At 39.3% G+C, this 20,292-nt stretch carries 15 protein-coding genes and 1 pseudogene; 2 read left to right on the forward strand and 14 right to left on the reverse strand.

The genetic code is table 11. The features are described 5' to 3' along the window. Positions 1–218: 218 nt before the first annotated feature. Positions 219–914 (forward strand): response regulator transcription factor, encoded by a 696-nt coding sequence (locus R4Z09_RS19000; RefSeq protein WP_338448319.1) that lies wholly within the window; start codon positions 219–221, stop codon positions 912–914. 129 nt (positions 915–1,043) lie between these two features. Here R4Z09_RS19000 and R4Z09_RS19005 read toward each other — a convergent pair whose 3' ends face one another. Both R4Z09_RS19005 and R4Z09_RS19010 read right to left on the reverse strand, forming a co-directional pair. After that, positions 1,044–2,432 carry a M28 family peptidase gene (locus tag R4Z09_RS19005; RefSeq protein WP_422392308.1) on the reverse strand — a complete coding sequence of 463 codons (1,389 nt, stop codon included), beginning with the start codon at positions 2,430–2,432 and terminating at the stop codon, positions 1,044–1,046. A 250-nt stretch (positions 2,433–2,682) separates the two neighbouring features. Next, positions 2,683–4,266 (reverse strand): amidohydrolase, encoded by a 1,584-nt coding sequence (locus tag R4Z09_RS19010; RefSeq protein ID WP_338448321.1) that lies wholly within the window; start codon positions 4,264–4,266, stop codon positions 2,683–2,685. A 272-nt stretch (positions 4,267–4,538) separates the two neighbouring features. On the opposite strand from R4Z09_RS19010, the gene R4Z09_RS19015 reads away from it, so the two are divergent. Further along, on the forward strand, positions 4,539–5,183 hold the full coding sequence (locus R4Z09_RS19015) for an SDR family oxidoreductase (protein WP_338448322.1): 645 nt from the start codon (positions 4,539–4,541) through the stop codon (positions 5,181–5,183). 226 nt (positions 5,184–5,409) lie between these two features. On the opposite strand, the gene R4Z09_RS19020 is transcribed toward R4Z09_RS19015, so the two are convergent. From R4Z09_RS19020 to R4Z09_RS19075, 12 genes and pseudogenes are all read right to left on the reverse strand, one after another. Further along, positions 5,410–6,618: an MFS transporter gene (locus tag R4Z09_RS19020; protein ID WP_338448323.1), complete on the reverse strand. Its 1,209-nt coding sequence runs from the start codon at positions 6,616–6,618 to the stop codon at positions 5,410–5,412. A 196-nt stretch (positions 6,619–6,814) separates the two neighbouring features. After that, a complete protein-coding gene (locus R4Z09_RS19025; protein WP_338448324.1) occupies positions 6,815–7,318 on the reverse strand; it encodes a hypothetical protein in 504 nt (167 codons plus the stop codon). A gap of 63 nt (positions 7,319–7,381) precedes the next feature. Continuing rightward, entirely contained in the window at positions 7,382–7,747 is a 366-nt protein-coding gene (locus R4Z09_RS19030) for a DUF2294 domain-containing protein (RefSeq protein WP_338448325.1), read from the reverse strand. A 103-nt stretch (positions 7,748–7,850) separates the two neighbouring features. Then, positions 7,851–10,472 (reverse strand): DUF2309 domain-containing protein, encoded by a 2,622-nt coding sequence (locus tag R4Z09_RS19035; RefSeq protein ID WP_338448326.1) that lies wholly within the window; start codon positions 10,470–10,472, stop codon positions 7,851–7,853. Continuing rightward, positions 10,447–11,988: an NADH dehydrogenase subunit 5 gene (locus tag R4Z09_RS19040; RefSeq protein ID WP_338448327.1), complete on the reverse strand. Its 1,542-nt coding sequence runs from the start codon at positions 11,986–11,988 to the stop codon at positions 10,447–10,449. Before R4Z09_RS19040 ends, R4Z09_RS19035 begins: the two co-directional genes overlap by 26 nt. A gap of 444 nt (positions 11,989–12,432) precedes the next feature. Next, positions 12,433–13,170: a glucosamine-6-phosphate deaminase gene (nagB, locus tag R4Z09_RS19045; RefSeq protein WP_338448328.1), complete on the reverse strand. Its 738-nt coding sequence runs from the start codon at positions 13,168–13,170 to the stop codon at positions 12,433–12,435. Next, positions 13,157–14,362: pseudogene (gene nagA / locus R4Z09_RS19050) on the reverse strand (N-acetylglucosamine-6-phosphate deacetylase). Before nagA ends, nagB begins: the two are co-directional and overlap by 14 nt. A 181-nt stretch (positions 14,363–14,543) precedes the next feature. Beyond that, a complete protein-coding gene (locus tag R4Z09_RS19055) occupies positions 14,544–15,977 on the reverse strand; it encodes a sucrose-6-phosphate hydrolase (protein ID WP_338448329.1) in 1,434 nt (477 codons plus the stop codon). A gap of 62 nt (positions 15,978–16,039) precedes the next feature. Continuing rightward, a complete protein-coding gene (locus tag R4Z09_RS19060) occupies positions 16,040–17,443 on the reverse strand; it encodes a sucrose-specific PTS transporter subunit IIBC (protein WP_338448330.1) in 1,404 nt (467 codons plus the stop codon). 253 nt (positions 17,444–17,696) lie between these two features. Further along, a complete protein-coding gene (locus tag R4Z09_RS19065; protein ID WP_338448331.1) occupies positions 17,697–18,686 on the reverse strand; it encodes a LacI family DNA-binding transcriptional regulator in 990 nt (329 codons plus the stop codon). 146 nt (positions 18,687–18,832) lie between these two features. Further along, positions 18,833–19,369, reverse strand: coding sequence for an HXXEE domain-containing protein (locus R4Z09_RS19070; protein WP_338448332.1), 537 nt, complete (start codon positions 19,367–19,369; stop codon positions 18,833–18,835). A gap of 333 nt (positions 19,370–19,702) precedes the next feature. Continuing rightward, positions 19,703–20,251: a hypothetical protein gene (locus tag R4Z09_RS19075; RefSeq protein WP_338448333.1), complete on the reverse strand. Its 549-nt coding sequence runs from the start codon at positions 20,249–20,251 to the stop codon at positions 19,703–19,705. Between the last annotated feature and the right edge of the window lie 41 nt (positions 20,252–20,292).

The raw sequence follows: 20,292 nt of genomic DNA on the forward strand, positions 1-20,292 counted from the left end.
AAACAATCTGAACTGAAAAGATCAGTTCTTTTTGGTCCTGACTATTATGTTTTTACTCATCCAATCCAATATTGAAAACGTTGTCAAAAAAGGATGAACATTGTAGACAAAATGAAGTTATGAATTTATTGAAATGTCTACCTAAAGGTTATCAATTTGTTTATAATTTTAATATTCCTAATTTTCTATCTATTATATCCCCCAAAAGGAGTGATTTTTTGATCTCTTTCAATACCCTACAAAATAAGGTTAAAGTTTTAGAGACTGTTTCTAGTCACGAAGAACAATTATATAAAATCCTTGAAATCTACATGGATTCCTTTCCTGTCTTAGATGCACATTTATTTCGCTATTCCCCTTTTGGCTATTTAGCAGAAGGAATCCTAGCGATCACTCCTTCTGGATTAATACATATTCGAGAAATGAGAGAAGATATCCGCTCACTCCCAATTATCTATTCTGCAATACAAGAAAGAAAAGCCAAATATTGTTGCGGAGTCGACTATTTAATCCAAACAAACAGCAAATACATTATTTCTTCCAATATCACTTCCATGACAGTAACTCCGATTTGCATGGACTCTGTTGTGATGGGATATATTTGTAGTTCTGAGTTTGAAAACAATACTCATATAGAAGATAGTTGGCTCAATTCTTTATCTCAATATGGAAAACTAATCGGTAAAGTATTTGAGAGATCCACTAAGGCAGACAGTTCTCCTCTTTTAAGTAGAAGAGAATTAGAGGTTATGAAAAGAATTTCATGGGGTGAGAGCAATAAAGAAATGGCAGTTACGATGGGATTAAGCGAATTGACAATTAAACAATATGTCAAAACTGCCATTGATAAAATTGGAGCGCTAAATCGAGCACATGCCGTTTCGGTGCTTTTGAGGAAGGGAATTATTAATTAGATACACGGGGTCGATTTAGCGTTTCTTTTAACATAACGAAGAGTGCCAGCGCCATGAAAATAAAAGCAAAAATTACGTCGTAAGCTGTGAATATAAAGAGGATAGGAAATAATCCTATCCTCTTATCAATTATTCTTCTAATTCTCTTTCCTCAAAATTGTAATCAACTACTTTTGGTGCAACTTTAGCGTTTTTTAATGCAGGTGTATCCGGGCGTAGCACTTGATAGACAGCAGCACCGACGATAGTAGAAACTTCTTTTAGCTTATCTAAACTAATTTTATCTAACGTATCTGCTGGAGAATGATAATGAGGTTCAACCGGTGCATGGATAAACAAGGCTGCAGGCAGTCCTATTTCTGCAAATGGAACGTGATCACTCCGCCCTTCCATCCCATATGGAGTGGCTTCCCCCGTGTTAGATAGACGTGCACCCGCTGCTGCTCCAAGATCTGTCACGATATTTTTCTTCCCATCATTTGTGTACATAATTAATGGACCAGCATCCCTGCTTCCAACCATATCCATTTGGAACATTCCGACTGTGCGATTATAGTCTTCTTCAGTCATTCTATTTACAAATTCATAGGAACCCAATAAGCCATTTTCCTCAGCCCCAAATGTGACAAAACGAATATCCGTATCGGTTGGAGCATTGGCAAATACACGTGCAAGCTCAAGTACAGTTGCGGTACCCGAAGCATCGTCATTTGCTCCCGGCGCTCCATCAACGGAATCATGATGAGCACCTACCAGAACTAATTGATCCGTTGATTTTTGTGTTGCTTTTTTTGTTGCTACGACGTTATGGGAAACAGCCTGGTCTGTTTTTGCTCCATCTACTTTTAAGGTTGCTGTTACGGCACCATCTTTCATAGCTTCTATTAAAGCTGCCCCTTGTTCTTTCGTGATTGCTAGAGCCGGAACGTAACCATCGTTGGGTTCACCAAGGGTTCCGTTAATTACGCCATCTACATTGTTATAAATAATCACACCTGCAGCTCCTGCTTTTGCTGCATTCAAGATTTTTTCAGCGAAGGAAAAGCTACCGCGTTGGATTAGAGCAATCTTCCCTGTTACATTTTTGCCCTCAAAATCACTTGGTGCTCCTATACCAGCGGAGACCAGTTCACTCTTAACCTCACCATTCACACCATAAGTAAAGCCCAATGGTACCGGATCAAAGATCATACTACCAACACTTAATTCTATTAAACTAGGCTCTGTATAACTATAAATATTGAATTCTTGTACTTCCGTATCATATCCGTAAGATTCAAATTGTTGTTTTATGTATTCCACTGCTGCATCCTCGGCTGGTGTACCAGCAACACGCGGTACTTTTGAAAGCTCAGCAATATGATTGTAAATGTTTTCTACCTTAATTCGTTTCACAATCTTGTTATCAAACGCCTGATCCGATTGCAGATTGGCTCCTTGTGGCGGTGCTGCCCATACAGCTGTTCCTCCTAAGGAAAGGCTTGCTGCCAGTAAAATTGATATAGATGTTTTTCGTATCAACTAGGATACCTCCTTCTTTTTTCTAAATTTTCAAAATCTATAACTTACATCAAAATACTAAAGGTATTTCTATAGTTTGTCTAACATAATTTTTCGCAAAATTCAGACATCCATATTGTGGAATTTTGGCTAGGTTAGTGTATTTTTAACTTTAACTGTCGAAACAAGAAAATAAATAAAGGAGTAAAATCGTTATGATCTCACTCCCTTATTTTTGTTCAATTGCTCATTCATGTATTTCAAACTCTTATTGCTTACGCTCAAAAACAATTCTCCCGGCAACAACCGTTTTGACGGCTTTTGCTTCAAGCATTTCTTCTGATGTACCTTTAAATAGATCACGGTCAAAAATAGAGAAGTCTGCTGTATAGCCTGGTTTAATTAACCCGCGTTCATGTTCCTTACTAATGGCTTGGGCACTGCCGACCGTATAAGATCGGATCGCTTCAAAGCGGGATATTTTTTGTTCAGGGATATAACCATTATGCGCGTCACCTGGTTTTTTTCTTTCAACTGCCGCATAAATACTTGCGATTGGATTAATCTCTTCTACGGGTGCATCTGTCCCGGAAGCACACATAATCCCTTTATCTAATAAAGTTTTCCACGCATAGGCATATTCAAGACGGTCTTGACCTAGCCGTTTTTCTACCCATGGGAAGTCAGAAGGCACAAACAAAGGCTGGATGTCCACCACAACTGGTAACTTAGTCATTCTTTCGACTAGATCTTCACGTAAGACACAAGCATGAATTAACCGGTCTCTTTTTCCGCTAGGTACAGGATATTTTTCTAATAGGCCAATGATTTGTTCAGCCCCAGCATCCCCAATGATATGAGCGGCTACAGCTTCATTATACGAACGTGCCAGCTTAATTAACTCTTCTAGCTCCTGGTCTGTTTGAATTAAAATCCCTTGATTATTTGGGTTATCAGTGTAAGGCTTGGATAAGGCTGCCGTTGAACCGCCTAATGCCCCGTCCGTAAAGATTTTCATTGCACCTGGTTCGATAAACGGTTCATCAAAATGGACATGATTTTCCATCATTTCTCCAAACACGGCATGATGACGCAATAGATTGACTCGAAAATGATGCTTTTCTCCAACTGTACGTAAAAAGGCCTTCAATGGATTGGTATAATGACCAAAGTAATGCATATCTTCTGTATGACCGCCTGTTAACCCTTTTGATAACATATCATCAATGCAAAGATTCAGTTCATTCACCAATTCTTGGATATACGCTTCCCCAACCCTTGGGATCGCATTGGTTACAGCCATCATTGCATTATCGTAAAGTAGCCCATTTATTCTTCCTTCAGAACTTCGGCCAATTTCACCGCCCGCAGGTGACGGAGAGTTTTCGGTAACACCACCTGCCTCAAGGGCTGCACTGTTTCCTAATACCACATGATGGCACACTCTTGTTAAAAGGATGGGTTCTTTTCGAATTTCATCTAATTCCTGTTTTGTCGGAATTCGACAATCTCCAAAGTTATTATCGTTCCACCCTTCCCCTAATAACCACTTATCTGGTGGGGTTGCCTTTGCCGCTTCTTTAAGCATTTCGAGCATTTCGTCAGCAGAAGACGCTTTAGACAAATCAAGACGAATTAACTTTTCTCCTTGAAAAATCATATGCAGGTGACTATCAACAAAACCTGGGTACATGGCAGTACCTTGTAGATTGATTGTTTCATCCGCCTGATCCATTAGTACCTCAATAGAACCGACAGCTGTGATTTTGTCATTTTCCACAAGGACAGCTTCAACTGTTTCGTTTTCTTTATCCATTGTATAAATGGTCCCACCATACCAAAGTTGTTTCATAAACAATTTCCTTTCCCGATACATTAAATTAGAAATAGAGTGATAAACCTGTTGTCCCTTTATACCATTCTTTGTACCATAATTTTCAATTTTCTTCCAATGCATTTCTTTTGAATCTACATTGTTGGGGAATTTATTATTATTTGTTTTTTCTAATTTATTTTATAAACATTGCTGGACCGATGTACCCTCGACCCATTCATTTGTACTTCCTAATACACTATGAAATAATAAAAATGATAATAATGAATGGTGGAAAGGGGAAATGGCAGATGAAAGTTTTAGTCGTAGGCGCTAATGGACAAATTGGCAGGCAGCTAGTCGAATTATTGGAGAACAGTTGTGAGCATACACCTAGAGCGATGGTACGAACAGAGGTGCAGGCAGATGCTTTTCAAAAATCAGACATTCAAGCTGTGCTAGGAAATCTAGAAGGCAGTGTCGACGAAATTGCCGAGGCCGCTAAAGGCTGCGAGGCGATTGTCTTTACTGCAGGTTCTGGCGGGAAGACCGGCCCAGACAAGACATTACTCGTCGATCTCGACGGTGCCGTGAAAACGATGGAAGCTGCTGAAAAAGCGGGCATCAGCCGGTTTATTATGGTTAGTGCACTTCAAGCGCACCACCGAGAAAATTGGAATGAAGCGATTAAACCATACTATGTTGCTAAGCATTATGCGGATAAAATGCTTGAAGCAAGCAACTTAAATTATACCATTATCCGCCCAGGCGGACTTTTGAACGATCCGGGAACCGGGAAAGTAGCCATCGCTGAAAATGTCACGCGAACCACGATTCCACGTCAAGACGTCGCAAAAACCATTTTCGCTGTACTAAACAATGAAAATACCTTCAAACGTTCCTTTGACCTCGTTTCAGGCAACACCCCTATTGAAGAGGCGCTACTAAGCTTATAGGAAGCACTCTTGCTTCCTCAGTTCATACCCGTTATAACATATTGATCGTAACTTGTTTGATAAGGATTTTATTCATCCAATATTCCTTATTCGCAAAAAAGCGAACAGCTGGGCTGTTCGCTTTTTTATATGGTTGGCGAGGGAAAACAGGGATAGACCCTTACCAGCCTAGATTCGATCTTATAATTTATTGGGTCGATGCACCCGTCCCTTCGACCCATTTTTTTTAAGCTAACTCTCTTTCTTTTACGCTTTCTCTTAGGCTGCGGCTATCTTTTCCATGCAGGTAGTGATAAACAATTATACCGGCAAGGGCAAATATGGAACTATAAAAATATAAGGAGCTGTATCCAATTTTTGCTCCAAGGATCCCAACGATTACGGAGCCGATCCCGATACCTGCATCCATTGTTGAATAGAAGGTTGCAGTGGCAGCTCCCCTTTTTTCAGGAGCAGCAACTGAGATTGCAATGGTTTGGACAGATGGAAAAATTGTTCCCCACCCGAGTCCGATAAAAGCTGCAGATAATAGAAAAATTAACGCACCGTTCGCTTGACTTAGCAGGAACATACCAATGGCAAAGCTTATTATAGATGGAATGATGATAACATTTGCTCCGTACTGATCGAACCATCTTCCAGTAAACGGTCTTGAGATAATCAGCGCGACCACATAAACAATAAAGAAATAGCTTGCTACCTCTGTCAATTGAAGCTCCTCTGCATAAACGGACACAAATGACACAATCGATGAATACACAATTGCAAAAAAGAAGCAGATCAGTGAAACACGAAAGGCTGACAATTCAATTAAATCATTTATATTCAATCCTTTTTTCTTCAATCCCTTTTCCGTTACAGCCTTTTTCTCTTCTTTAGGAATGCTAATGAAGAGTCCTGTTAACACTCCAATAATCACACTGACGAAACTTATGGCAAACATCATGGATGATCCCCATTGGTTGATGGCGAGAAGTCCAAAAAACGGTCCTAATGCCATGGAAATATTCATCATTAAGCCGTAATATCCCATCCCTTCCCCTTTTCTATGTTGAGGGATCAGGTTTGCCACAATCGTTCCCGTTGTTGTTGTGACCATTCCAAAACCTATTCCATGAATCACACGTAAAATCATTAAACTCATAAGCGATGCGGTAAAGAAATACATAAAGGCCGCACCAATATAAATAATAAGTGAGGCTAGAAAAACCTTTTTAAGACCAAAAGATCCTATCCATTGACCTGCAATCGGGCGAATCACAATCGCAGCCACATAAAACACCAAAACAAGTAAACCTGCTTGTGCCGTATTACCTTGTAAATCCTGAATTAAATAAATCGGTATGGTTACAAGCAAATAATAATAATTTAAGAACATAAAAAAAGTAGTCAAACAGACTAGTATATAATCTTTCGTCCATAGACGATTGACCATGATCATTCCTCCCCGTTCAAACATGTTACTCCTAATGTTATCATAAATTCAAATATATTTAAATAATGTTATTAATGTATTAATAGTGTAATAATAGGCTAAATCCCATTACATGACTCATTACTGAAGATATTCCACACAAAAAAACAGACATGCTAATTGGCACACATCTGTCTTTTTTCAATAAATTGTTTTCTTAAAAAGCTTCAATATCAAACTGTGTTTCGTTATCTTTGCCCAACCGTAATTCTGTAACTTTTACAGAAGACGGCATTAATGGATGGCGGCGAATCACTTCTATTTTGTTTTGAATATCCTCTATCAATCTATAATTTCCTTCAAGCCATTCCCTTATCGATCCTTCCGGGAATTCTGGGTTGGCATTACCAAACAAATAATCTAAAGTATGTTGATTATGTTGCAAGGCTTTGCTTTTCTCCATAATACTTTTAATATCTTCTGACTTCTTTCGATCCTCTTTGTCGTGAACGATAAAAATATCTTCAATATTTTTTTGATATACATGTAAAAGAATATCCCGCATTAAATCGCCGTAGGGTTGTATTCGATCTAGTTCATCGCTTTCTATGATAAGGATCTCTTCTGGAAGAATATGATATCTTTGTTTTACATAACGAAAATCTATTTTCTGTTCCATTCCGACTACAAATAGTACTTTCTTATTCACTTTTAAATGCATCAAATCCCTCCTTGGATCATTCAAGCTGACAGCTATATATGTAATACGATTAAAATAGACCTTTTAAACTAATTGATGTTGTAAATCACCTGACAATTTAAAGATCATGATTCGTTCTCCTGTTTGTGTACTAATATCGGTGTAAAAACTTAAGACATCAAAACCGGTTGTCTCAAAAATAATTTGCTTTAGTTCTTCGACACCGGATTCCACTAAGCTATTTCGGTTTTCTTTTACAGTTAATAGCCCCTTTTTGTCTTTACATAGTGAATATTCAGCAGGAGTTAGGATTCCGCGAAGACTGACAATGATCATATCTCGTAAAATGTCTGATTTGACAGATACCGAACCCCTTCCAAGATAATTCTTCTCCCAATGGGTTAGAGTTTTACTAATTTCTGCTTCAAGGGCCCCTTTTGTTTTATCCATATACCTTCACTTTCCTCTTTCCTAAAATCAAGATAAAAAATTCGTCCAAAATAGTTAATATAATTTACTATAAGCAGAACATACCTTTCAACTGGGAAAGTGGTTAGGACCAGCTTACCCAGTTGCCATCATCATCAATTGACGCAAGACGAATCCATCCGTTATAGACTTTTTGATGAAAGGTATGGTCTTGCTTTAATAACTTTTCGATATACTCCTTAGGAGCCTGGATGACCACTAACAATCTTAATGGAATATGATAAAGCTCATGATCAGAAGTCATGACAGATTGCCATGGAAGTCCTGGTAATAAGTCACTGGAGTTCCCTTGCATCACACCAATACCGGAAGTCACTGTTTGCGTTCTTTTATTCCCGCTTCCATAATAATGCGGAGCAACAGTGGATGCATAATATTGCAGGTTAATCCATTGGGTTACCGTTGCAGGTCCTTTAATAATGTTAGCCAAAATCGTACCATTATTATCCTTCTGCCAGTTATAATTATGGAGAAATGCTCTTCCTTCTAACTGACACTCTTTCGTGAGCTCACGTTTTCCAATAATAAATGCAGCATTACGTGCAAGGCCCCATTCCGGCCGTACCTCGCTCCAATCTTCTGCAAATCTCTCAGCTTCAAGCGTTGGATGTTCCCCTTTATATCCAATATTCGGAAGCTGCATCAACCGTTCCGCACTCACTTCCTCTCTCACCTTAGGCAGTACCGTTTGAATTTGCTCAAATGCTTCCCTTGCTTTTTCTGAAAGCTCTGGGACATAGATGAAGCGTAATTCATCAGTAGATGTTACATGCTCGGCAGCAATAAAAATCGTATCCTGCGGAATGATGATTCCTTCCATTGCAAGAGCCTGCCTTACTTCCTTTAGATTACACAGAGCAGCTAATACTCGTGCATTAAATTCACTGGATGCCCCGCCGCACGCACCACAGTCAAGTGAGGAAGCATATGGATTATTGGTACTGTGACTTCCATGACCGCAAATAACCACTAATGGAGCAAAATTTTCTGTCAGTCCCATCATTTTCAGTGCCTGTCTGGCATAGGTTACTTTTTCCTTCTCAGTAAAGCCGATGGATAACTCTGTATCCGATTGGCCGATGTTGAGTGTGAGTTCCGCAGCAGGTTTACGAAGCCAATTTTCACGAACTTTTCGGAAGGCAGCTCCAGCTCTCCGCGGGACAATACTGCGGGCAAGTGTTTGGAAAGTAAGCCATGGACCGCTTATTTCCGGTAGCATTAAGCCTGCAAGTACATGATGTTTCATGCCCTTAAAAGTACTGCTGGATGCATGTACTGCTCCCAATCGCTGTTGAAATGGTTCCAACTCGGGCTCCCTTGAAATTTCTTTTACTTGCATTTGCGGTTTAAACATCACCGGTAATGAAGGGTGGCGATGTTCACTGCCCAACTTGCACGTTTCGATTGGTAATCCGAAAAATCCGGCTGTTCCAAGGGTCGCAAATGGACCTGATGCTTCGAGCTTACGGCGAAAAGGCTCTGAACGGACATCAATGCAAAAGGCCAATTGTACAAGTGCTGACTGATTTTTGCGTTCGGCTTCATGGTTTACATTGGATGAAATCAATTTTTTCAAATCATCCTCGTACGTTTTTTCCCATGCTTCCAGCCAAAGTCGATTTCGCAGAATATTATCAAAACGATAGGCAAGTGTTAAACGTGCTTTTATTTCAGTCCCAGAAAGTTGAGCCCAAGATTCAATGGGCATATCCCCCCATTGAATCCATTTAGCGATTAACGGCTCTAGTGTCATTTGATTCGCCTGTTTTTGCTGCTGCAAAGGCAAATAAGGTTTAATAATAGCCCATTCCAGCCATAGACGAACAGCTAAATATTCTATTAACAAAGTTCTATCCTCATCTGATTGCTCCGTTCGCCAAAGCATCATGCCCGCCCATCCTGGTAAAGCAAGCAGATGAGCTTCTAGATATTCTTGTATGTCTGTAAAAGGAATTTCTAATCTCAATAAAACTTCCTCCAAAGCACGATCTGCCTCATCTGGTATATTACTTAATCTTTCGCGTACAGTAGGCTTCAGCGCTGGATCATGTTTAACTAGTCCCTTCCATGCAGAATAAAATCCCTCTTTGCGGTTTGGCATCGACCATACAGCCTGTGAATCCAAGTATAATTTACACCACTTGATCATATGGGAATTGAGAACTTTTGCAACCGTCGTCCGCTCTTGATTTTCAAGAAGCTGACTGTAGGTTTGAACTAAATGTTTTTCAGTCATTTTGGGCTTAAAACGATTTAATTTCATTGCCCAATTTTTTAATTCGGCTATTGATATCGATTCAGTAGATGGTTTATCCCCTCTGAGGGCAGCCAAGCAGTATTCTTTTGCAACATCACGGGATAACGCAAGGTTCTGATCATCAAGCCACTTTTCAAGTCCTATTTCAAGAAATTCTTCCTTAATTTCTCCATGTTCCAAGCCTGATTTTATCAAAGATTCATTCGGATAAATATCAACATCGCCAATATTTTTTAGAAAACGAGCGGTCTTCTCAAATGTTTGATGTTCCATTCCTGCCCATGGATGTCTTGCCGCAAACGCGGTGATAGGTCCTAATGGCACGATGACGGAGCTTGCTGTCTCCACCAGTTCATTCACATTCAAATCAAGCTCGTTTAACTTTTTTTCAACATGTAATGTCTTATTTAATGTTAATACTGAATTCATCCTTTTTCCCTCCTTGCGACATGTATTGCGTTAAATACTTAGGATGGCTTTCAACCGCAGCTTGATTTGGTTCTCCTAACTGTACAAGCCAAAGATAGAGAATCGTAAACCCTCTTGAAGTTCGATTTCGAGACAGCCATAGACCGATCGCACTTCCGATGAACAAAATAAACATAAGGCATAGGAAAGCCGGTATGGAAGGCTGTGCTCCTGTTCCAATGGTTTCATGTAACAGATGATGAAATCCTGTATGCACTAGGCCATATACCAATGCACCAGCGATAAATAGTATTAATCCAGAAATCCGACCGATCCGTCCGTGTCCAAATACGATAAGCTGCATCCAAGCAAACGACACGGAAAAGCCTAAGATGATGGCACTAATCAGCTGATAAGCATCTTCAGGAGAGGCCGCCCAAAAACCAATCGCTGCTAAGATTCCAAACATGATTCCCGAAAATTTCCCTATGAATGAGGCTGGCTTTTTTGACTTTTTCAATGGTTGATCATGATGAAGGGCAGAGCCTGCCTGCAAGAAAAGAGTTGATTTAAAGAGACCGTGTAGTACAGCATGAATAATCGCTGCAATATAGGCACCTAACGCACACTGAATCAGCATGAATCCCATCTGTGCAATCGTCGATCCTACCAGCTGTCTTTTATAGTCCACTTGAACGAACATAATGCCCGTTCCAATTAATACAGAAACGGAAGCTAGAATCAGCAACGGAATCTGTGCGATGGATCCGTTAAATAACGGGGCGAAAAGAGTTAGAAGGATCCCGCCAGCATTGACAATACCAGCATGCATAACTGCTGAAATAGGAGTTGGAGCAACTGCTGAGTCTAATATCCAGCGCTGAAATGGCCATTGCCCTGCCGGAATTAAGACAGATATGACCAGCAGCAGGTTAATACAGGTTTTTTCCCATGTCTCTAAAAGTGCTAGACTATCTTGGGTCATCACCTGTGACAGCTGCCAGTATCCTGTTGTTTGAGTTAACCATAGGATTGCTGCAAGCAGGACAAACCAACTAATTGTAAAATAACGACCCATCGTGGATGCAGCCTTTTTTGCTACTTGCCATTCTTTTTTTAATCTGATGGTTAAAGTCAGGCCAAGAAGTGTTGTTCCCCAACAGATTAATAGAAGACGAAGATCGTCGCTGAGCCAAGCAAGTGAGCCGGCAGCCGTAGTAAGTGTCAAAAGAGAAAAGTATTGACGATAGGAGCGGTCACCAACTAAGAAATGAACGGAGAAGCGTTGTACAATGAGACCCACTGTCAGAACAAATACGGCCATCAGCCATGTTAAAGTATTAAAATGTAAAGGTCCCCATATGATATTGTCCACATGAAAAATAAGAGCAAGCAGAGCAACAAGCGGAGGCAGTGTTAGCACTCCAATGTGGATTCGAACATAATTCAATGAGACCTTTGGTATTAATAGAATGATAGAACTGCATAATGAAATGACAAGAAAAATACTGTATAAAATTGGCAGGTATTCTAACATCTTCCCCCCTCCCTTTCATGCATGCGATAATGGTTTTTCAAATCCTTCATGTAGCAACTTCCTTTCAAGCTCATAATCTTAAAAAAACAAAAAACCGACAACTTCAATGATTTAATAGTCAGTTTATGACCATTAAATACATAGGAAATTGTCGGTTTACTATCAACTAGCCCTTTTAAGGCTTTTATCAGTCTACCTTCATATGAAATTATCAGAAGGGGAAATATCCCCAAATTACTTTATCGAATCCCTGTTTATATAGATTTATTTTTTCATCTACTCAATGATGATTCATTAACTAAATGCTAAAATAATCGTATATTGATAGGAAAAATTTATAAAATTAATATAGGTGTTATATTACTCTTGTTCAAAGATTCTGTCAAGTATTGACTTTTGATTTTTTGCTTTTTTTTATACTAGTTCCTCAGACTTTACTTTTGTTTAACAATGAACCTTTTTCGCTGCGAGTGCTGCATGATCCGCAATAATTGTTACGTTTAGATGTTTTTTTAATACAGATACAGGATTTTTTTCTGTTATGTCACCTTCAAGCAGTTGTGCTAAAGCCTCACTCTTTTTTTCGCCTGAAACAAGGAGCAGAATTTCCCTTGCCTTCATAATGGTAGCAATCCCCATTGAAATTGCCTTTGTTGGTACTTGTTCCAGACTGGAGAAATACCTGGCATTAGCTTCCCTTGTAGATGGTGTCAACTCAACTACATGTGTCTTCGAGTCAAATGGCGTACCCGGTTCATTAAATCCGATATGTCCATTGCTTCCAATTCCAAGCAGCTGCAAGTCGATTCCGCTTTTGTCTTCAAGCAGCTTTTCATAGTCCAGGCATTCTTGCTTAATATCACGGGCGTTACCGCGAGGAACATAGGTGTTTGATTTCTGAATATCAATATGGTCAAACAGCTTTTTATTCATAAAATAACGATAGCTGTTCGGATGATCCCCTGCAAGGCCGACGTACTCATCCAGATTAAACGTTGTCACATGGCGATAAGATGTATCATTCTGCATGTAGTCTTCAATTAAATTGCGATAGGTACCTTCGGGTGTACCGCCGGTAGCCAGTCCAAGCGTGATTTTTTTCGATGTATGGATTTTATTGGCAAGATATTCTGCAGCCTTTGCACTCATTTCCTCATAGTCTTTTGCTTCAATCAATTTCATGGCCCATTTCCTCCTTTTTATATGCAAGCACCCCGCGGCAAAATGTCATGACAATGTCCAAGTTCTCATCAAGAATAACGATATCTCCGTCCTTCCATTTTGCAATGCTGCCTTTCCGATCAAAAATGTTTAATTGTTTTGCCGGATTCTCCGAGGCCATTTCAATCACCTCTTCAAGTGTACATCCTGTGTAGTTCAATATATTTTTTGCGGCGGTCCCGAGTTTTAGAATACTGCCTGCCAGTGTCCCATCACGAAGTACAGCTTTCCCATCTTGTATGGTAACGTCCTGACCTCCTAAATCGTAGTGGCCGTTTTTCAAGCATTTTGCCCGCATCGAATCCATAATTAAAATCAGACCATGACTGCCTTTTTGCTTATAGGCAAGCTTCACCTTTTCAGGCCGTACATGAACGCTATCAACAATGATTTCTGCCTTCAATTCATCTGCAGGAAGGCTGCTCCGACGACGCCTGGTTCACGATGGTGCAATCCCCTCATTTGGTTAAATAGATGTGTCACATGAGTAGCTCCTGCCCTACCGCTTCCATTACCTCATCATAGACCGCATCCGAGTGACCGATAGAAGCGACAACCCCTGTTTCTTTTAGATAACGTACCAGCTCATACCCTCCTGTTTGTTCGGGAGCCAAGGTGACTAGTTTATTCTATCCTTTGCTATAGACTGTTATTTCTTAAATAGTTCAAGGTTAGGATCAACAATATGATCTTTTGGTTGTACGCCTGCATTTTTCGGATTGACAAATGGGCCTTCTAGATGAATGCCCATAATTTCCGCTCTGCCAGCCTCTTGTGGTCTTTCCATATACTTGTTTGCATTTGAAAGTGCCTTTTCAATTTCCGAACGGGTTTGTGTATTCGTAGTGGCTAAAAAACTCGTTGTCCCTTCAGCAGGAAGTGCTTTTGTCATCATGTCCAGTGATTCCGAGGTCGCATCCATCTCGTCTGCACCACTCACACCGTGAATGTGGACATCAATGAAACCGGGAACTGCTATATAGTTGGAAGAAAGAGCAATGATCTCACATGGCTCCTCCTCTACTAATTCCTCCAATGGTCCAATCTCGATTACTTTTTGCTCCTTTAGCTTTATATATCCGTACTCTATTTTCCTATTCTCAGAATAAATTTGAATACCCTTTAGTAAAATGGTTCTATTAGGCTGATTCATCTTTATTTCATCCTAACAATTCCGTTCATGCATTTCATCATTTACGCGGGAAGCTCCTTTTGACTCTTCAATTGAAAAAAGGATAGCAAACACACTATCCTCCAAAATGGCTTAACGGTTAATAAAATGATGGTTATAATAAAAAGATTAAATTAACTATGTCAGGTCATTTCATGCCCACTTAACCAAGGTTCCACTTGGTTATCTTAAACTCCCCCTCACCGTGAATGATAATCGTATCGTCCTTTGGATTTGGAAAGTAACGGGCGGTAAAAACCTCTTCACCCTCATTAATAAAAATCTCTAATGAAGAGTGATCCATAAAAATATGAAGATTTGATACAGAAGATATTTTGCAGGTTCTTGTTTCTAAAGCACTAGTCTTTAGATTTCTCCTTTGCAAACGTATTTCCCCTTTATCCGAATCAAGAATGAGGTTGGCTTCATTCCGGAAAGAGATTTGAAATGGTTCTTTTCCCATGTTTAGTAATTCAAGGAGTAATTCGGATGATTGACCCCCTTCAATATGAACAGGTTTTCCTTTCATCTTGTCTATTTTCACTTCTAGCTTATCTTTTCGAAGCGTTTTTAATTCGTCCACCGGAGCTTGATAAATTTTGCCTTCTTTAAGCTGTAATACTCTTGGTATCGTTAAGGCATGCACCCAATGATTAGATATCGTCGGTTGATAGATTTCCATTTCATCTGTTATTCCCATCCAGCCATAAAGAATCGTTCTTCCCGATTCATCTGTAAATGTTTGCGGGGCATAAAAGTCAAAACCTCGATCTAACTCTGTAAAAGACCCATGCTGAAAGTCCGAATGATCATAGTCTAATTCTCCAATAAAATACCCTGATTGAAATAAATTCTGGTATATATAGCCGGATGGCTTCAGCCCCTGTGGTGAAACCAATAATACATCCTTCCCATTTAAATGAATAAGATCTGGGCATTCCCACATATAGCCGAAATCGCCAATCCCATTCATTCCTGAGCCAGCAATGTTTCCTAATTCCTCCCAATGATATAAGTCTTTTGAAGTGAACAAAACGACAGTTCCTTTTTCATCCAACGTCTGGGCACCAACAACCATATACCAGCGATCATCTTTTTTCCAAACCTTCGGGTCACGAAAATGCGCAGTATAGTTTTCCGGAAGCTTTAGGACGGGTCCATGTTTTTCAAAGTGGACCCCATCCGAAGATACCGCTATGCATTGATAGGTTTCTCGTGTACCGTCTTCTCTCTTAACATTTCCCGTATAAAAGAGATAAAGCTTTCCATCCGATTCAACGGCGCTCCCCGAATAACAGCCGTTTCTTTCATACCATTCACTTGGAGCTAGTGCAATGGGTTCCTCCTGCCAATGAACCATATCACTTGACGTGTAATGCCCCCAAAACTTCGCTCCATGCGAGGTCTCAAATGGGTTCCATTGATAAAACACATGGTAAACGCCTTTGTATTGAATTAATCCATTTGGATCATTTAACAAACCAACTGGAGGCATAAGATGATACGCTAATCGGTAAGGATCATTCTTAACTGTTTCTCTGAATTTTTCCACTTCATTGTAAGCCTTTTGAACAAGGAGACCTTCTTTCTCTTTCATGGCTAACCTCCCTAGCTGTGTCTTCAAAAAGAAAAGGCAAGATTGAACTTGCCTTCCCCATCCTATTGTTCAATTTCATTCTTTACTTTATCTGAATAACCGAACATCCAAGTCAGGATAAAGGCTACAGCAATCGCAATGACGTTTACTAAAATATATTGGAGTATTTGTCCATTTAAATAAAGCAGGGCGCCGGGAATCACTGTCACCGCCATACCTGTTGCCTTTAATCCAAGAATTGAGGCAGTAAATCCACCTGCCGCACCGCCAATTAGTCCCATAATAAATGGTTTACCGTAACGCAGGTTAACCCCGAAAATAGCTGGTTCCGTAATTCCTAAAAAGGCTGAGAAAGAAGAAGGCAGGGCCAGTGCTTTTAATTTAGCGGACTTTGTCTTTAGTCCAACTGCTAGTGCCGCTCCACCCTGGGCAGCAACCGCGCAAGTTACAATGGCGTTGTAAGGATTATTTTTGAACTCAGCTAGCAATTGAATTTCTAACATGTTGAAAACATGGTGAACACCTGTTATAACAATAAGCTGATTCAACCCGCCAATTAAAAATCCACTAATCCCAAACGGCCATGAAAGAACGTATGTCGCCACGGTTAAAATTCCTTGTTCCACAGTATGGAAGATCGGACCAATGATTAATAAAGATAAAACAATCATAATTAGAAGTGTAAGAAACGGCGTAATAATTAAATCCAAAGCTTCAGGCACGCGTTTTCTTATCGCTCTTTCAAGTTTTGCTCCAATAATTCCGGCAATAAATGCTGGTATGACAGAACCTTGGTAACCAACAACTGGAATAAAGTCAAAGAAACGAAGGGCCTCTGCATCACCGCCTGCAACCGCATACGCATTCGGTAAAGCAGGTGAAACAAGCATCAGTCCTAGTATTAATCCAATAATCGGTGTTCCTCCAAAAACTCTAAAAGTTGACCAAGCAACAAGAGCCGGCAGGAAAACAAAGGCTGTATCTGTCAACACTTGAGTAAATAGCAGGAAGTTCTGTGAAACATCGTCAGGACTCATGCCGAATAAAGCTAGTATTTGTTCCTGCATGACTAATCCGCGCAGGCCCATAAATAGCCCCGTAGCTACCAGGACAGGGATAATCGGAACAAATACATCCCCAAAGGTTCGAATCGCCCGTTGAAATTTAGAACCGCTTTTTACTGCTTCTTTTTTTAGATCAGATGTGGACTTTGTATCCAGACCAAGGCTGGATACTTCTTCATAAATTTTATTGACCGTACCGGTACCGAAGATAATTTGATATTGTCCGGAATTAAAGAAAGCTCCCTTTACCTTGTTAATCTGCTCAACTTGTTCCTGGTTGATTTTTTCCTTATCATTGACCATTATGCGAAGTCTAGTTGCACAGTGGGCGACCGATTGAACATTCTCTTTGCCCCCGACTGCTTCTATCACGCTTTCCGCAATTTTTCGGTTTTCTGACATGTTATTCCCCCCTATTTTACATTTGAAACCGATTCCATAATTTCTATATAATTTATGAATATCTTTTGGAACGATATTCATTATTATTCTTTTATTTTCGTAGGGAATCGATTCCATACCTTTTAAAAAAATAGAATATTGATTAATATTGAGTTATTTTACGCGTTCATTATGGAATCGATTCCACAAAACTTAAAAATAAAGTGTAATCGTAAAATCCATTCTGCATAGTATGGAATCGATTACACTGTTATTATATACTGGACCGTTCTAGAAGTCTATACTTAATCGTCCTAATTGTTTCATGGTAATTCCCACCATTTATTTGCTCTAACAATAAATTAGCCGCCTCACGCCCTGCATCTTCTATTGAAAAATCGATCGTTGTTAACGCTGGGGTAATAAATTTAGATAGTTCAGACGCTCCCATCCCTGCAACTGCGATATCATCAGGTATAGATAAACATATTTCTTTGATATATTGTATCGCTCCAATCGCCAATCGGTCCGTTACAGCAAGTACTGCATCGGGCTTTTGTTTAGAAAGAGCCATAATAGCCTTCATACTTTGATAACCGGAAACTACGTCAAATTTTCCTTTTTGGATCCAGCTTTCCTCTACAGGTAAATGATTTTCTTTCATTGCATCTAAATAGCCTGATTTCCGACAATATCCAACAGATCTATCCTTTTCGTCTACCCCGATAAAGGCAATGTTTTTATTCCCTTTTTTAATTAAGTAATGAACCATTTCTTTGGAAGCTTGATAGTCATCAAAGAGGACATTGGCTAATCCGGAGATATATTGTCCAACTGTAACAAATGGGATTTTTAACTTGAAAATCTCTTCAACTAATGTCCGATTGATATTAGTCGCTGATAAAATAATTCCATCGACATGTCTGCTTTTTAGCAGCTTTAAATATTCGATCTCTTTCTCAGGTTCAAGATTTGTATTCGTCAGTAGAATTTGATAACCTTCCATTGCAAATATTTCGTCCAATCCCTTTACAAGACGACTCGATGTTTCCGTACTAATTTTAGGGAGAATGACGCCAATCACCTTTGTCTTTTTTGTACGTAATGCCTTAGCATTTTCACTAGGAATGTACCCCGTCTCTTCAATTACCTTTAATACTCTTTTTTTAGCTTCCTCACTAACATAACCAGAGCTATTTAGGACTCTGGAAACCGTTGTCCGAGATACATTTGCCCTTTCAGCTATTTCTTTAATCGTTATCATGTAATGTCCCCCGAACCACAACAATTGTCATACAACTATTTTACACAAATTAGCATAAAAGAAAAGAGGCCAGAAAAGAACCAGAGGGACAGGTCCCTTGTTCCAATTAGTTAGATTTTGGGACGCAGTGCCTGTCCCTGTGTATCTTAATCTGGTAAAATTTTGACTGACAACTGATGACCAAACCATACAATCGCGATACTAATGAGTCCATATGGCAGATTAATAGCCAAATCCATAAAGCTAATAATATCTTCATTCAATAATCTGTAAAATAAGTAGACGGAATACGGCAGCGTAACGATTATGGCACTGCCCACTCCAAGTGCATAAACACCAAAAAATAGGGTTTGACCGATATGAGAAAATATGTGGAGAAAAAATAATACATTTACTCCTAAGAATAAACCGTAAAATCCTTGTTCAGCGGCAAGATACGAAGCGATGATGTAGACAATAAATTGCATAAAGACTGGAATTGAAAATCTTGCAGCATTTGTTTTTGATAAATCCTCAAATACTTTAATCATCCTTCCTGGCACCTTTGGTTTTAACCTTACATAATTCTTTTTAAACCAAGCCTCTACAAAAATAATTTCTTCAAAATCATGCAGTAAAAACGTAATCGGAAAAAACCAAATTAATGTATTCAGGCTAATTTGCGAATGAAGCCATTCCAGCATTACAAGCTCCCCTTTCTTAAAGTTGAACCTGTTCATTAACAGGAAAAGAAATCAACACTTCTCTTAAGTTTATCTAAAGTTATTATACTTTATCTCCAGATTTTACTAATATACAATAATCTTACTTATCCCTCCTTGGCAAGGATAATTAGGCTATCTAAAAAATAGAGCAAAAACCCCTGCTTTCAAAAAGCAGGGGTTTTCATCCTTTCGTCATAAGAGCTTATTCATACCTTTTTGACGGGAAAAATATCGTTAGGGAAAGATCATATTAAATTGAATCAAAGGAGTTTAGGCAGAGACTCCAGGTTTATAGTCCAGTCCCATCTTCTATTATCTGTCATTCATACGGGACAATGAACCTATGTCCTTATTTTTGTGGTGGAAAAGAAGGAACTCATAATACACTAGGAATAGAGAAATAACGAGCAAATAAGTGGGAAAAGAATAGGCCAATCTCCAACCATGATAGGTAAAGACATGTAATCTTACAATGACAAATTCAAAACCAATAGCAAAGAGGGCCCAGCATAAAATATAAAGGACAATCTTCGTTTTCTTCGGTCTAAGCCACTCATAAAAATAAACGCAAAGAAATCCGAACGGAATATAAACTCCACTTAATAGAATATCAAACACTTCATACTTCTCCGAATCATTAAGTCGATATACATCATAGGGAGATATGGCAGCAATGCTATGGTCGATGATGTTCGGGATAGCCAGACTTAATAGGACAATTAAGCAAGAAACTTCGGCTGGCATTCTTTTAGGCAGCTTCACCAGGAAAAGACTCAATATTAGAACAATGATAATAAACCATTCATTTTGATCAAAGTGTTTCGGTAAATATAGAAACATGGGTACCAAAACTCCTTTCACATAAATTCCCTCCTAAATCTCATCCATAAAAAGTAAGAAAC

It is taken from the genome of Niallia oryzisoli, assembly GCF_036670025.1.
Taxonomy (GTDB): Bacteria; Bacillota; Bacilli; order Bacillales; family Cytobacillaceae; genus Bacillus_BD; species Bacillus_BD oryzisoli.

Excerpts from the sequence above, each read along its gene's own strand:
- R4Z09_RS19010 (WP_338448321.1), bottom strand. The coding sequence starts at position 4,266 with ATGAAACAACTTTGGTATGGTGGGACCATTTATACAATGGATAAAGAA.
- R4Z09_RS19015 (WP_338448322.1), top strand. The coding sequence starts at position 4,539 with ATGAAAGTTTTAGTCGTAGGCGCTAATGGACAAATTGGCAGGCAGCTA.
- R4Z09_RS19020 (WP_338448323.1), bottom strand. The coding sequence starts at position 6,618 with ATGGTCAATCGTCTATGGACGAAAGATTATATACTAGTCTGTTTGACT.
- R4Z09_RS19025 (WP_338448324.1), bottom strand. The coding sequence starts at position 7,318 with ATGCATTTAAAAGTGAATAAGAAAGTACTATTTGTAGTCGGAATGGAA.
- R4Z09_RS19030 (WP_338448325.1), bottom strand. The coding sequence starts at position 7,747 with ATGGATAAAACAAAAGGGGCCCTTGAAGCAGAAATTAGTAAAACTCTA.
- R4Z09_RS19035 (WP_338448326.1), bottom strand. The coding sequence starts at position 10,472 with ATGAATTCAGTATTAACATTAAATAAGACATTACATGTTGAAAAAAAG.
- R4Z09_RS19040 (WP_338448327.1), bottom strand. The coding sequence starts at position 11,988 with ATGTTAGAATACCTGCCAATTTTATACAGTATTTTTCTTGTCATTTCA.
- nagB (WP_338448328.1), bottom strand. The coding sequence starts at position 13,170 with ATGAAATTGATTGAAGCAAAAGACTATGAGGAAATGAGTGCAAAGGCT.
- R4Z09_RS19055 (WP_338448329.1), bottom strand. The coding sequence starts at position 15,977 with ATGAAAGAGAAAGAAGGTCTCCTTGTTCAAAAGGCTTACAATGAAGTG.
- R4Z09_RS19060 (WP_338448330.1), bottom strand. The coding sequence starts at position 17,443 with ATGTCAGAAAACCGAAAAATTGCGGAAAGCGTGATAGAAGCAGTCGGG.
- R4Z09_RS19065 (WP_338448331.1), bottom strand. The coding sequence starts at position 18,686 with ATGATAACGATTAAAGAAATAGCTGAAAGGGCAAATGTATCTCGGACA.
- R4Z09_RS19070 (WP_338448332.1), bottom strand. The coding sequence starts at position 19,369 with ATGCTGGAATGGCTTCATTCGCAAATTAGCCTGAATACATTAATTTGG.